The 13,949-nt window shown below is 55.5% G+C and carries 12 protein-coding genes; 8 read left to right on the top strand and 4 right to left on the bottom strand.

All coding sequences use genetic code 11. The features are described 5' to 3' along the window. Positions 1-402 precede the first annotated feature (402 nt). The gene (locus VGF98_10845; GenBank protein HEY1682124.1) at positions 403-1,416 is read right to left on the bottom strand and encodes a hypothetical protein; all 1,014 of its coding nucleotides are present in this window, start codon (positions 1,414-1,416) and stop codon (positions 403-405) included. Positions 1,417-3,102: 1,686 nt separating this feature from the next. On the opposite strand from VGF98_10845, the gene VGF98_10840 reads away from it, so the two are divergent. The 4 genes from VGF98_10840 to VGF98_10825 all read left to right on the top strand — a co-directional run bounded on the left by VGF98_10840 (position 3,103) and on the right by VGF98_10825 (position 6,486). Further along, positions 3,103-4,254 carry a hypothetical protein gene (locus VGF98_10840; GenBank protein HEY1682123.1) on the top strand — a complete coding sequence of 384 codons (1,152 nt, stop codon included), beginning with the start codon at positions 3,103-3,105 and terminating at the stop codon, positions 4,252-4,254. Positions 4,255-4,646: 392 nt separating this feature from the next. Next, positions 4,647-5,039 carry a hypothetical protein gene (locus VGF98_10835; GenBank protein ID HEY1682122.1) on the top strand — a complete coding sequence of 131 codons (393 nt, stop codon included), beginning with the start codon at positions 4,647-4,649 and terminating at the stop codon, positions 5,037-5,039. A 13-nt stretch (positions 5,040-5,052) separates the two neighbouring features. Beyond that, positions 5,053-6,240, top strand: a complete 1,188-nt coding sequence (locus VGF98_10830) for a papain-like cysteine protease family protein (GenBank protein HEY1682121.1) — start codon at positions 5,053-5,055, stop codon at positions 6,238-6,240. A gap of 18 nt (positions 6,241-6,258) precedes the next feature. Next, a complete protein-coding gene (locus VGF98_10825; protein ID HEY1682120.1) occupies positions 6,259-6,486 on the top strand; it encodes a hypothetical protein in 228 nt (75 codons plus the stop codon). Between the two features lie 260 nt (positions 6,487-6,746). Here VGF98_10825 and VGF98_10820 read toward each other — a convergent pair whose 3' ends face one another. Then, complete coding sequence (locus tag VGF98_10820) at positions 6,747-7,103, bottom strand: hypothetical protein (GenBank protein HEY1682119.1); 357 nt, start codon at positions 7,101-7,103, stop codon at positions 6,747-6,749. A 334-nt stretch (positions 7,104-7,437) separates the two neighbouring features. Here VGF98_10820 and VGF98_10815 point away from each other — a divergent pair, with 334 nt between their 5' ends. After that, entirely contained in the window at positions 7,438-7,923 is a 486-nt protein-coding gene (locus VGF98_10815) for a hypothetical protein (protein ID HEY1682118.1), read from the top strand. 276 nt (positions 7,924-8,199) lie between these two features. Here VGF98_10815 and VGF98_10810 read toward each other — a convergent pair whose 3' ends face one another. After that, positions 8,200-9,921 (bottom strand): hypothetical protein, encoded by a 1,722-nt coding sequence (locus tag VGF98_10810; protein ID HEY1682117.1) that lies wholly within the window; start codon positions 9,919-9,921, stop codon positions 8,200-8,202. A gap of 271 nt (positions 9,922-10,192) precedes the next feature. Continuing rightward, positions 10,193-11,236 carry a DUF3800 domain-containing protein gene (locus tag VGF98_10805; GenBank protein ID HEY1682116.1) on the bottom strand — a complete coding sequence of 348 codons (1,044 nt, stop codon included), beginning with the start codon at positions 11,234-11,236 and terminating at the stop codon, positions 10,193-10,195. Between the two features lie 922 nt (positions 11,237-12,158). On the opposite strand from VGF98_10805, the gene mraZ reads away from it, so the two are divergent. From mraZ to VGF98_10790, 3 genes are read left to right on the top strand one after another with little or no spacing between them, the layout of a single operon-like run. Then, the gene (gene mraZ, locus VGF98_10800; GenBank protein HEY1682115.1) at positions 12,159-12,602 is read left to right on the top strand and encodes a division/cell wall cluster transcriptional repressor MraZ; all 444 of its coding nucleotides are present in this window, start codon (positions 12,159-12,161) and stop codon (positions 12,600-12,602) included. Positions 12,603-12,614: 12 nt separating this feature from the next. Further along, a complete protein-coding gene (rsmH, locus tag VGF98_10795; protein HEY1682114.1) occupies positions 12,615-13,487 on the top strand; it encodes a 16S rRNA (cytosine(1402)-N(4))-methyltransferase RsmH in 873 nt (290 codons plus the stop codon). Further along, on the top strand, positions 13,488-13,940 hold the full coding sequence (locus VGF98_10790; protein HEY1682113.1) for a hypothetical protein: 453 nt from the start codon (positions 13,488-13,490) through the stop codon (positions 13,938-13,940). The last annotated feature ends 9 nt before the right edge of the window (positions 13,941-13,949 follow it).

The following is a 13,949-nucleotide window of genomic DNA, read 5'->3' as shown; positions in this document are numbered from 1 at the left end:
GCTCCCGCCGAAGCATGCCGGAGCCTCTCGCAAACGCGGGAACCACCTCCCGGTCAACGCGGGTTTTGGAATCCCCTGCACCGCGGGCAGGCCAACTGGCTTTGTCGAAACTTTCTACTGCTTTCCACAATGCTGGATTCGAGACTTGAAAGAAGACTCTCGTCGCGCTCCACTGCATCGCTTGTTACGAATTCGGATCGAATAACCTTGGCGCGTGTCACCCATTTGATCGCGGAAACAGCCTCCATCGATGCCGCGTGGTAGGTCGCCGCGTTTTAGCAACGATATGCCTTCGATGTCGCAGTCGTTGCGAAGAACTGGTCGATGTTATCGTAGCGGGCGACAATTTGGTAATTGATCATCGCTTTTGTCGGGGTCCGCGAACGCCGCGAGAAATCCGCGCTAGAAACCACCGATAGCCGGCCAATATGGTATATCTCGGTTAACAGACACCATGTCCATCCTCGTTGCCATGCCGGGCCGTAGGTCGACGGCGAATGCCTCGTAAATGAGAACGATGCGTTCGAATGGAGCAACCGATGTATCTGCCGCTTGGACGATTTCTTCAAGTGCGCGTGAGGCGCGAACGTTGCGATCTGCGATCTCGATAAACAACCAAAGCGGCCGATGGAGTCCGTAGGTCTCAGCCTTTCGACGCTTCTTGTCGATCCTCGTTTCGACTGTTGAGCGTACCTGCGCGGAGCTCTGGCCAATGTGGGGTAGTAAGTTTTCGAATTCGCCTTGGTGCGCGTCCCCCATAGAACTCGACGACAACATTACGTCCCATCGCGTTAACTCTGGGAAACGCTGGTCGCTGAATTCATCTGAAATTTTTCGGTCGGTGCGGTGCTCTCCCGCGGATATCCAGCTTGCAAAGTCTGAAACGAAGGCATCCACATCTGAACGTTTGTAAGGAATCGCTTGGTCCGGGACAGTAGGTTCGCGACCGAGATTCATCGCAACGCTCGTTTCCATAACCGCGCGAAACGTTAACATGATGAGTCGACCATCCAAGGCTAAGGGCTCGGACCGGATACGATCAATTATTGCTAGTCGAATGTTTTGAAGACGCCCCTGATAAGAAGCAGTTCGGAAAGCGTCGGTCACCTCGATCCCCACCTCACATCCACTAGGAAGTCGCACTTCGAAATCTGGTTGCAATGTGCGACGACCAACGCAACTGCCGAGGTTAAGAAAAGCCAGCCCGCGAGCCAACGTAAGAGCCTCCAGGAATGATTTTGCTCCACGAGATTCGCGGTCGTGATCGGTTAAATTTCTATATGGAAGACTTCCGAATAAAGCGCCGTCTAAGGACAGGCTTGCCACACGCTCTAAAAACGAACAGTGGGACCCCGCCGATAGGTTGGTTATTATGTCGTTTAGCGTGCGGGAAGTGGGATAGCCGGTGCGATCCATGCTACGGAAATTGCATATCAGGCAGCGAGAATCATTTCTACCTACTATATGCTACGGCATCAGCGATCTTCGTGACGCCGTCGGTCACATGTGAGAGTACTTGAAGGTAACGCCAGCACCCGAGGTAGACGGCGTGCTGCAGTTCGTGTTCGAGCCATTCGTAACCCCATATGAGAAAACGCCTGTCGACGGAGTGTAGCCAATGTTGAATGTGCACTGGTCGCCGCTGGCGGCAGTCGGCCCGTACGTCACGTCGAAGAACGACGACGGTTGAGTGCAACCGATGTTATACGAGACTGTGAACGGGGACGCCGACGTATTTGCCGGGATAGACGACGGTGGCGTGCCACTTAGACATGAAGCGCTAAGGGCTTGTTTGAATATCTCCGAACTGTAGTTGTTTATTATTGTGACCGACGTCGAAGTGAAATCTGGTTTGACCCGATGCGTGGGCTGGCTGATGCCACTCGCGCTGGTGAGTCCCGGAGTCGCGGTTGGTTGACTGCCGCTGCATGCCGAAAGACCCAGCCCGACGATCAACGACGTGGTGACTAAAGTAGACATACGCATTATTTGTTGGCTCCTTGTTTTGCAAGCGATGCCGAGTCGCTCCGGTGTCCCGCGTAACGGACCTCGATGAGTTTTCCAACCTACCGACTTTGCCCACACCTCGCTGAGCACAGTGGCGGCTCGGGAACTAGCCTTTTCTAGCCTTTTCTAGCCCGTCTTGAAGCCCCTTCTATTGCTTAGCAGCCCAAGCGTAAATTTTTCTTTGGTAAGTAAGACGGGGTCGGTTGACCTTTTTTGACGGGGAGCGACATAAAAGCAGCGGCTCGGTGATTTCGACCATGCTTTGACTACTTTTTGCGGTATCGACAGCAACCGTTGATGGCGGGAAAACACTCCAGTAATTTCAAGGCCGGGCCAGGCTGCGTAGACGATCCCAGCGAGGCAATCATCGTAGAGAAATCTATGGCTGCGAGGCCTTCCATAGCCGTCTCTTGCTCGTTTGTGACGTCATACGCGCTCTAAATGCAGACTGCTTTGTATCCATGTAGTCCCATGGGCCGTCAATCTCCACGTCTAGAAGATCGCCTTCCACTTGAACGGCTTCCAACGGCGCAATTGAGTCCCACCATGTTGCGCCATGGCGTTGTGTGGAGCGAGGTCGAGCGGGTTCTAACTCGGATTTAGCGAGCCGAGTCAGGTCCCGCAAAACCTTCTAATGCCGCTTATGCGGCGGCGTCTTCCCACCGCGGCCTTCGATGCGTGAGCCCTGCGAAATGCCCAGCGCATCTGCGATAACGCGGACCGTGATGCCTCGCAAGCTTGGCAAGATTCGCGCCGAAAATCGACCTTGTCGAGCGATCCATCGTCGAGCCATGCGGCCACTGCTTTCTGCTGCCGTCGGCAGCGTCCGAGTCGCCTCGGTTCAGGTCAATGGCAGGAACTTCAACTTTTCGCCCGCCGGCCTTCCGATTGGACAAGGAAGTGTGACGCTAACGTGACCGCGACGACCGGAATGGGCGGCACCGTCACTCGCCCGATTCCCTAATCGCTCGTGGGCCGAGAGGCACTAGACCCAAATAGCTAGCCTAGTTTAGCTACTAACCCCTTGATTTGAGGGGCAACTGATGTTAGCATGCGCCTTAAGTAAAGGATCCAGCCCGAGAGGAGATATCGACTGTGAGCACGCTTTTCGCTGCCAAGGCGTCATTGCGATCGTCGCTTTTCTCGCGGCTCGCTACGGCACGATCGACTCGCATCGCGATAGCGATGCTTTTGGTTGTGCCGCTCGTCGTAGGCCGCCCATCGCCCGCCCGCGCGGAAATAAGCGGTACAACCTGGACCTGCATCATCCTTTGCGGCGGTTACGCCGTATATAACGTCGCGAAGTTCGAGCATGACGCCGATCAGGCCAACGCACAGGGGGCCGCCGCCGATCAACTCATGAACTTCGACTGGAAACGGAACGATCCGACGTCTTCTTTACGCAACCTTCGCGTAAGCATCATCGACAACATCTATATACTCGACGCTATTCGCACCAAACCCAAGCTACCTGGATATCCGCCGGTAACTATATCTGAGAGTACATGGAAAGGCGCTAGAGCCCAGTTCGAAACCCTACGCACTTGCTGGAACGCGCTCATATATGCTGGAAGCAAGGCATCGGATAAATCTGGATCTTCGGACAGATCCCCAAAGCCCGCTTCGGACAAGTCAAGCACTTTCGCTGCTTCGGATAACTCTGCCAAGTCCGTTTCGACAAAGCCGAGCACTTCCGCCGCTTCGGACAAAACCGACGACACGACGTGCGGCTTTGATCCCCAAAACGTCGCACCATATATAGATGCTACTGATTTGAAAACGGCTTTTTCCGCTGGAAATAGTCTTTATCAGCAGATCATCGGTCTGGACATGGACCATTCGTACGATTACAACGTACTCCGCGGAGAATACCTCTACTCAGTCGCCACTTCAGTCAACCAGCACTTGGAAAATCTCATGACGAAGGGCGGCGGGGAAGCGGCGACTTCCAACGTAAGTGGCTTGACAAATTGTGTTACGAGTCTGTCGACCATGAGTTGCATCTCTTCTATCGGGGCGCTCGAGAGCGTCTACGCTGCGGACGTTCGTCATGATGTCGCATGCGACGTCGCAACGCGCGCGCAGTTGCCGATGCTTACCAGCATTAACCGAATATTGCAGCAGCTACCTCAGAAGTCGGAAGATGGGGTTTTAATGGCACCCAAGGGCCCGCTCGCAATCGACGGCAATGTCGAAAAGCCGCTCGAGGGCCCGCATTTCAATTTCGGAGCGCCGCCGGGATGCTGATTCATACGGAATAAACCAACAAGGCAATCCATTGATGCTTGAAAGAAGGCGAATACATGAGCCTGACATCTATGGTTCTTGGAACCGAAGGAACGATCGCTATAAGAGGCGGTGCGAGTCCTGTACTGCAGCCGGTGGCGACTTTCGTAAGTAGCGTTGTTGTGTTCATTCCTAGTGAGGTTCTGACGATATACGTCAGCGCCGAAGCGGCTGTTCGCGGAGCAGCCGCTTCGGCGGGAACATCGCAAGCAAAGCAAACCAGCTCAAGCGATAGAGGTACCGACGCAAGCAAACCCGCGCCATCGCCGACGGGTGCAGCTCTCGCTTCGCCCCCAACTACGGCAGCGACCCACTCGCCAGCCGCCACAGGGTCCCTAAATGCTAGTTCAGCCATGGTCGGAACGTCGACTCAGTCGAAACCAGACATCGCGTCGTATCCGATGTGGGCGCGGACGGACGCGGCAATCGCATTCTGGATTTGCATTGCTTTCACGATGCTCTGGATTCTGGGTTTGCAGTTCCTTGATTTCAACAGGAAGCTGAATGCGGCGCCCCCGGGTAACCCAAAACCGAATTTCGTCTTCCCCTATTGGAAGCTTGTCGCCGGTCTCATCGGCTTCGTTGTTTATGCTCTGGGCATCGATACGGTCTGGATTAATCCGCCTAGCGCTGACCCGTCTCGATCCATAGGTGTCTCGTTGTTGGTCATCTTCATTGCTCCACTTCTCGTGTTTGCAAACAGCATTGTAGCTGCACGCTGGCCCGAGCAAGGCGTGACCTCATAGGCGGATTTATTTCATGACGACGATTGTCAATCTTAACGTTCCCTATCACCAACAGGACACAAGTTATTACTGCGGAGCAGCATCCGCGCAAATGTTGTTGGATAAGATAGGAGCCAGCCTCATCGATCAAGTGACGCTCTATACTTTGACTCATGGCAATCCTCTGGTTGCGGGGTGGTACACACATCCGAATGGACTACGGACCTGCATGAATCAAGAGAAACCCGCTGCCTTCACGTCAACTTTTGCCGTCGACGCACAAGCGGACGTGGCTTTTGCCATGGCCCGCATTTTCGGCGCACTGTCCGAAGGGCAGTCGCCTGTAGCTGCGCTAGTACAGGACGGAAATCACTGGGTTGTGGTGCAAGGTGTTCAAACTAGCGTTCCAGCAAACGCGAGCGATCCGTCGAACATCATCGGCGTATGGGTGAATGACCCATGGCCTCCAGTTCCCGCCGGCCCTATACCCCCGCACGCGGACCCCGACTCCTGTACGCAGAACGGACAGCCGAACCTCTACCTCGCTTGGTCAGCCTGGAACAGTGACAAGTACTTCAACGCAACAGATATTGGCAGCGGCGCTGCGCTGTTTGTTTCGGTACTGGTCCCGCCAAGCGGCGGGGGCGGAAAGCCCCCTGTGCCACCTATTTCGGCAAGGTCGTTCATGGACGTAGAACCTGAAGGGCCGATTTCGCCCGACGACGCCATTGCGGCAACCCAAAGAGGACTCGTTGCAAACGGCCTCGTTCCGGAGCTGGAATCGCTGAACGCTAATTTCGTGACTAGACCCGGCATTAATTCAAAAGCCGTCTTCCTGGTTGAGAGACTAGACACCGATGCAAAATATTTTCTCGTGCTTTTGAGGCACAGTCAGCGCGGGGCTCTGCTCAGTATGGTCGACCAAAAAGGCGGAAGTTTCGGAGGCACGCGGTTCATCTCGAATGATGAAGCCGAACGCATTCTCTCAGTGGAATCGTTGCAAAAGAAACTAAGATCGCGGAGAGAGATTAAGGTTCCCGGTCGAGGACTGGTGCAGACAGCAAACGCGACGGTTAGAGATACACTCGTATGGAAGTTGTGTGTCGAATCACGGAGCCCGTTTTTCCCTTTCTATTGCATCCGTGCCGGAGAAATGACATTTTTCTCAAGTCTCGATGGAACTCTGTATTCGGACCTACACGCGAAAGAGTTTCGGGGTTAGAAGAAGATCTTAGAGCGCTTGAGGGAAATCTGGGCAGCAGTTGACGGTACGACCTTTCCCACCCCGGCCTCGCTGCCCAAAGACCTTCAATGGACCGTTCCGGACCCTATTTTGCTGGCGGCCTCAGTCGCCCGCGACTTCAGCCTGCCGTACGCGCTGCAGCGAAGGCAGGTTCTGTTTCATCTCCGCGACTGCCTCACGTTGCTGATGGAGCACCCGCCGGAACTCGTCGAAAAACGTGACTGACGCGAAGAAAGCTTCGCGTTCCAGGCCGAAACGCACGAAGCTTCCGTGGCTGTTCGGCCGAGGTGGAGCGGATCGTGCTCTCATCTGCCTTGCAGCCAACGGTCCGCTCACTGTCCGCGAACTCGGACGTGCGACGAACATCGATCTGCACAAGATCTATGACATCGTCGTCCACGCCATTCGCTCTACGCCCCCGCTATCGCTCAGTGTTAGGCTGGTTTAACCGGTAGCTCCGAGAATATCCTCGACGGATCGAGATTTTACGCGGCTAAAGATCCGACACTTGGTAAGTCGCGCAAGAATTGGTATCGCGCGTGTACCTTCTGACCGAGCGTCGTTGTCAGTTCGAGGAAGCCTCGATCGAACTCAGGATCCATGTAGGTCGACATATCGACCGACCACTCGAACGGCTGAGCCGGCGCGAAGACCGCAGCCACATTGGGTGGAAACGTCACCTTGAGGTGCACTTCCGCGCGAGCTACTGTCTCGTCAAAAGCATAGTTACCATCGTACTTGCTACCCAGTACGTCGGCGCCGTGAATTCTTCCGTTCTCGAGAATTACGGTAGCGTAACCATAGTTCGTCGCCGTTTCGTTCTGATAAGAAACAGCATACATACCCTCTCTCATGCTAATTTGTCTTTCCTTCAGGCGAGATCGCTCAACGTTCCGATGACTTGTCGGCAAAGCCTGAAACACACGAGCGTATGCTTGAACCGCCCCAGGGATCGATCGCTCTCCTGTCAGCCAGAAAGCCACGGCTCTGGGTGTTATACCAAGTAGAGCGGCTAGGTCACTCTGCGAAAGCCCCGCTTCTCGCAAAAATGCTCTTAGTTCGGTTGCAGTCATCCGGAACATTGTTCTATATTTAGGGAACAAAGTCAAGTACCACGGCACAAGTAATGCTACCAGCTTGCTTGACGCGGTATGAAAACATGGTATAGTCGACTCAATGAAGTTTTCCGTGAGCATTGGAGACCACGTGTACGACGAATTCTGTAATTTTGCTAGAAAGGTCGCGGATGGCAACCTCTCTCTGCTGGCGGCGATCGCGATCAAGGAAGTTCTAAAAAGACCCCCGTCCGAGATCGCGAAACTGGTCGAGATCCAACGTTATGATCGGCAATTCGCGAATCGGAGCGCGTGGATGAAAGCATATTGGAACGCGCTCGGCATCCTCATGGAGCAACCCGATCATGACGCCTTTAATAGCCCCTACTCACCGCGCACGTTTGGCAAGTTTTATGCGGTCTTGTTGATGAACCGAATCGGACAACCCGACGAAGAAGCAGATCCATTTTTCCCATACATTGGTCCGCAGCCGGTAACACCTGACAGTCCCGCTCCAAGACAATGGACATTCCTACGAACCACCACGCCCCTCATCGCAGCAGAAGCTGTTGCCAATCAACTGCGCAATCACGGCGCTTTCAACTAACTAGAAAAGGAAGAGTCATGGCCAGTCGGTTTCAGCCCGCTCCCGGAGGACGTCAACGAGATAGCGACGGGACCGGACGAAAGAAGCGCCGCGACACGCGTGTCGTCACGTTGCGTGAAATGTATCCGAAGTTTGCTCCAGGACGGCGTCCTGACGCCACACTTGTTAGAATCCTCGACGATGCAGGTGTCGATACGCTTGATCAATATTTTAAGAAATATCCTCACGAGCGGTAGGCTGCAAGTTCTTTTAGATGCGTGACATTCGAGTCAGTGGCTAAGGTTCTTCAAAACTCAACGGCGTCACTTGGAGTGCTACGTCAGGCTCGATATCAAGGATAAGACGAACGAGTCCATCGAGCATTCTCGTTGCGTACGTCTCCGCAGTGTCGCTTTGACGGTGATTGACTCCAGATAAGCGTAAATTCCGCAGTGCCGGCAGGCCCCGTATGTCGCGAAGGTGCCCACCCCGACTGGCCCAAAGAACGAGCAGCTTGTTGATTTTCTCCTCTCCAACTTCATTGAACGCTTCTTCAATAACGATTATCGTTCGGCTTTCTTCGCGCACCCCCGGTCTACGCTGAATCTCCATCACCGCCGCCCGCGCTTCTCCTAGTTGAACTTCGGCGAGCAATACCACACGCGAAATTTCAGACTTACGATCGATAAAGGCGATTGGCGGCGCTATACCGCTAAACGCCTCTACTAGGTCAACCGTCCTTCGTTCGATGATGCAAGAGATACTGATCTCTCGGGCGATCTTTGGGAGCGCATTGAGTGCCCTCTCATAAAGGTCCAACATATTGCGTCCCTCTACTATCTCCGACTTACGAGTTGTTCGTTTCGCACCGAAGGAACCTTCACTCGGACCAGTTTCAGACAGTAGATCGGCTACGGCTGCCGAGCTATCGTCTTCAACTGCCGTTATGTTAGCTTTGCGTCCGCGGCTCAAATTTTTCTTTCGTCGGCGAATAGCGTACCGAACCCCCATCTGCGGATATCGATCGTCCGAGTCAAGCGTAGGCAGTCTTTGTGGTAAGCTTCGCGCACTCGGTTCGCCTTTTTCTAAGGTGAGATCGGCTGACGGTGGTACGCCCTTGCGTCGTTCGATTGGTGCCCGGCGCTCCTCCCGGATCGTAGCGGCAGGCCTAGATGTTACGTCGGCGGCCCTACCGCCGAAGACCTCCAAGTGGTTGAACGACACGGCCGCTGCGCAACGCACGATTGCGAAAACGAGAAACGCGTGTTCGCGACCATAGGAAAGCCACTTTCCGCGCACTTTCAACCGCCAAAGACCGTCGAATGGCGGAAGCACATCAATCGGAGTCGACCCCGCCGCGTCAAGCATCGCTCGTTCAACGATAACCCGAGCGCGCGCTAATCCTGTGGGGTCGAGGACGAACCGCGCAACTGTATACGCATCGCCACCGTCCATTGTGGGCGCGAGCTCAAGCCGCCCAGTCCCGTCCGACGCAACGAAGCTGCCATCAGCAATGTATACCGAGTACGGCGCCGTGAGAAAGTCCCCGCGCAAAATTCTGTACGCAAGTTTTGTGGAATGACCGTAATAGAACCGAAAGATTTCCATACACGGGATCAGGAGTAACACCGGTTTCCCATCGGTTATTGCCTGAAAGCAGCATACTTTTGAACCAGCGACTCGAGCATCAATAAAAAATTGTCCGGAAGGTATGATGAATCGTTCATTACCGTCGATTCCAACTTTACCGTAAGCATGGACGACTGGAACCGACGTAGACACGACGGTTTCGAATACAGTCTCTTTGAAAGGCCAACGCCTCTTAAAGACGCGATCTTCCCAAATCGTACCAGCCTGAAGTACTGGAGCGTAGCCAAAGCCCGTTCGTAGGACGATCCGGCGCGGCTCGAAAATGGATTCGTCCTCCGTTACGACGCTTAGACCGTGCCGAAGCCTTGAAAACTGGACCGGGAAGACCGGTCCGTCTTCCATCCGTTGCATCGGGCCGACCCAGTCCAATCGAACGATGCCCTCTGGAAAGGGTCCGATTACGACGCGCCGGCGATCCGCAGACACGTGCAATTATAAGTCTAGAACCGGAAGGGACGAAGCCCGTGGCACTAGGCTTCCCCGGAAAATTTCGCACCGAAAGGAGAATCCTCTAATTTGCTCACAGGATAGACCGTGTGGTAAAATGTCCGACCTTGACTTGACTGCCTACTGTCCGTATACTGCATTCAAGGGCTAGGATTTAGCCTGGTCGGCGGGAGGGATCGCGAAAGCGGTCCTTTCAGCTTTTCCAAAGGTCAGCATATTCGGCCGCCCACGGGACAACCTTAAGGCCCAATATCGAGTGTTTCGTACCCTGCCCTTGACACAGTTTCTTACGAACGTCCTGCCATCGTGCCGGGTCGCTTCTTGGGTCCAACACCTTGTCCGCGCATGGCCGAGCGACTAGGTCAGCTATTTCAAGACCGGTGACGTGGTCGTCTTTCGACTTAAACTCGAGACCAGGAAAGAATTGCCGTCGAAAATAGCCCGGCGCAAGATAGGCCGTGCCGTCGAGAAACAAACGAGCAAACTCGTACTGAATCAGCGCGTCTTCCTTTGGGCCCCTGGATTCGAGGATCAAACGGGCCTTCGCCCCACCGAATTGGTGTTGCAACGCCATGGCCACTCGTTCGGCCAAGAAGTGCACGGTCATGAGATAGCCGTGACGAGGCAGACTAGCATCCATAACGTCATCGCCGTATTGTTCGAGGTACTTTTCACGATGGAGAACGCAAGCGATTGCGGTATAGTCAAGCTCCCCGAGCACTTCCGACAACGATGCAATCACTTTATCCTGTCGAGCGGTGTCTTTTCCGAGCCAAAATGATCCGGTGCGTCTGCGCACATCCGGTTCATGAACCTTGCGTAGTTCAGCTCCTAAATTTTCTAACTTCCAATGCTTCCATTTTGCCTCAAACGCCTCAAGATCTTTATCTCGTACGATTACACCGGCGAGGCAAAAGGCTCCAAATTCCTCTTTCGCCATTAGCGAATGCGTGCCACACTCATCAATGTACACCGTGCAGGTCTCGATGGAATCGACCTTAGCCTTCTTTCGAGGTTCAATGCGGCCGCCGGCCTGTGCTGTCAGGTTGCTCAGTTCGTCCTCGGCCTGTTTGAGGGCCGGTTCGATAAGTGCCGGATCGAGCGCTAAGTCGATTCTAGAGCGCTTCGCGAGACGGAGATTCGCTACGAGCACCTGTTGCAGAGCAATTCGTTGTCTGAGAACCCGGTGATCGCGGCTATTCTCTAAATCTTCCGGCGACGATTCTGTCGGCGCCATTTGTGCATTGTAACATAAGACGCGCGCACAGCCACGAACTGTATGCGTTATCGCGACATTCCGATCGGAGTGCTCATTTAGTTCGGAGACGAGACACCATTTGGACGATTCAGCACAGAACCGGCTCGATTGACGTGAGAAGTCAGCTCCTCAAGTCGGGTGTAGCGCGACGGCCTGTGGTCATGGTGTAATCGAACATACGTTCCCACGCTACTTTTTGGAGGCCTATGTCCACCCACAAAAACGTCGATCACCTTGCTAGCAAACTGCTTCGCACGAGCCCAAAACCTGACGTCCGCAGCGTCGCTGCAGCGGCACTGTCAGACACAAATCCGCCAGCTCATACGCGCAATCACGTAGCGTCACTCGCTGGCAGCCTTATGCATGACGGAAATAAGTCCGAGCGCACCGTCGCCGCGTCCGTTCTTGCTGACCATGAGCAAAACAAACGCGACTAACGAGGCGGCGCGCCCTAGACCCTTTTCCCTACGTCGTTCCACTCCTAGCGGGCTTCGATCTTGCAATTGCGCCTAGATCGGTAAGGTATTGCTGCTTGAGGCCTTCCGCGCTCATAGAAGAGCCAATGGCACAGCCGGCTAATATCGGCACACCCTTGCAGTGTAGACTCTGGAATTTGCGGCGCCGCCGCACAGTCAAGGTCACGAACGGTCCAGAGCGCGCTTCCTAGGCTCCCAACTGGCCGCACCACTTGATAATCCGAACTTGCGTTCGGAGCAATTTAGCCTTTCAGATCGTGCGCGGTACTGAATAGCATCCTCTTCGCAATAGTAGCACTCTCTACGCCTAAGTCGCATTCACTTCGAGTTTTCACAAAACTCGCGGTTGCTTACGCTTGCCTTAACATTCCCTGGGGCGTATAGTGGTGTGAAGTGGTGTCCGGTGGTGCTACGGGGAGGATTATGTGCACGCGGAATTACCGCGTTTTACGGGGTCCGTCGAGCATGCTCTTGACGACAAGAGCCGGCTCATCGTGCCCGCGCGCTTTCGCGAGCGCTTGGGCGCCGGCTTCGTGCTGACGATCGCCGAACCCGACCCTTGCCTGGCGCTCTTTCCGAGCGTCACGTGGGCCGGCGTTTGCAATCGCCTCGAAGCAGCACCGCGTAAGCCCGAAAGCTACCGCCGGTTCATCCGGCATTTGTTCGCCCACACCGAGGAAGTCGCGTGCGACGCACAAGGCCGGCTCCTCATTCCCGCAGCTCTGCGCGCGTACGCGGGCATCGAGCGCGAGATCGTATCGGTCGGTTCTCTGACCCGCGTCGAGATTTGGGCCAAGGAGCGGTATGCCGATTACTCGCAACCCGAGGAGGGGGTCGCCGATTTTATGGCCGACCTCGGCTTGTACTGATGTGCGCCAACTATGACGCACGTTCCGGTTCTATTGGAGCCCGTTTTGGAATGGCTGGCGGTGGTCCCCGATGGGATCTACGTCGATGCCACATTTGGAGCGGGCGGTCACTCACAGGCGATCCTACAACGCCTGAATCGCGGCCGGCTGATCGTACTGGATGCCGACCCGATGGCGGCGGAACGAGCGAACGCGATCGGGGATCCGCGCCTGACGTTCGTTCAAGCGAACTTCCGAGAACTCGATTCGGTGCTGGAGCGGCTGGGCGTCGAGTCCATCGACGGCGCGCTGTTCGACATTGGTGTTTCGTCTATGCAGCTCGATGACGGCAATCGCGGCTTCTCCTTTACTAAGGAAGCTCCGCTGGATATGCGCATGAACGCGCACGCCGGCCAAAGTGCCTACGACGTGTTGTCCACCGCCAGCGAGCGCGAGTTGGCCGACATCTTCTTTCATTTCGGCGAAGAGCGCGCCGCGCGACGCATCGCGCATGCGATCGTCGAACGTCGCTCGGCCGGAGCGCTTCCGACCACAACCACCGAATTCGCATCGCTCGTTTCGGGCGTCGTGCACCGTCCGGGGCACCGCGAACGCGTGCATCCTGCGACCCGCGTATTTCAAGCCTTGCGAATCGCCGTCAACGACGAGCTCGACGCGTTGCGCGACGGCATGCACGCGGCGATCGGCCGTTTACGTAAAGCGGGCCGCGTCGTCGTTATTAGTTTCCACTCGCTCGAAGACCGGATCGTCAAGCAAACGTTCCGCGGCGACGAGCGGCTTGAGGTCCTCACCAAACGTCCCGTGGTCGCCGACGATACCGAGCGTTCGGCAAACGCCCGCTCGCGCAGTGCTAAACTGCGCGCAGCCCGACGGAAGGCCAGTTAAGTGATCCAACCTCGTGCGCTCCCCGCTCCGCGCCCGCGCGTCTCCAATCCGCGCGTCGCGCGTGCTGCCACCGAACGTCGCACCGTACGCAAATCTCGCGCACGCTACACCGACGTATGGCGGGCCGCACGGGTGATCGGCGTACTGCTGATCGCATTTATGTCGTACGTCGTGCTGATGTCGAGTTTGACCGGTCTTTCGTATGCGGTCGCGTCGGCCGAACGGCAACGCGAGGCGGTGCAAATGGAATCGATGCGTTTAGACGACAAAATCAACGCGTTGCAATCCGACGAACGGCTATCGATTATTGCCGCGCGCCTCGGCATGCGCGATCCCGAACGGTTCGCGGTGGTCCGCGTTCCGCAACAACATCCGGAGAACGATCGTTCGCACGTCGCCGTGCTCTCGTCGTTGGCCGGGATGTTTCTCCCGGCAGTAGAGCACCACCGGTAGTCGTCTAGC

This window comes from Candidatus Tumulicola sp., assembly GCA_036490475.1.
In the GTDB taxonomy this organism is placed as follows: Bacteria; Vulcanimicrobiota; Vulcanimicrobiia; order Vulcanimicrobiales; family Vulcanimicrobiaceae; genus Tumulicola.
The sequence above is the reverse complement of the archived record's forward strand: the minus strand, read 5'-3'. Positions and strand labels throughout refer to the sequence as shown.

Coding starts and splice junctions, on each gene's coding strand:
- VGF98_10845 (HEY1682124.1), bottom strand. CDS start 1,416: ATGGATCGCACCGGCTATCCCACTTCCCGCACGCTAAACGACATAATA.
- VGF98_10835 (HEY1682122.1), top strand. CDS start 4,647: ATGGTCGGAACGTCGACTCAGTCGAAACCAGACATCGCGTCGTATCCG.
- VGF98_10830 (HEY1682121.1), top strand. CDS start 5,053: ATGACGACGATTGTCAATCTTAACGTTCCCTATCACCAACAGGACACA.
- VGF98_10820 (HEY1682119.1), bottom strand. CDS start 7,103: ATGTATGCTGTTTCTTATCAGAACGAAACGGCGACGAACTATGGTTAC.
- VGF98_10815 (HEY1682118.1), top strand. CDS start 7,438: ATGAAGTTTTCCGTGAGCATTGGAGACCACGTGTACGACGAATTCTGT.
- VGF98_10805 (HEY1682116.1), bottom strand. CDS start 11,236: ATGGCGCCGACAGAATCGTCGCCGGAAGATTTAGAGAATAGCCGCGAT.
- rsmH (HEY1682114.1), top strand. CDS start 12,615: ATGACGCACGTTCCGGTTCTATTGGAGCCCGTTTTGGAATGGCTGGCG.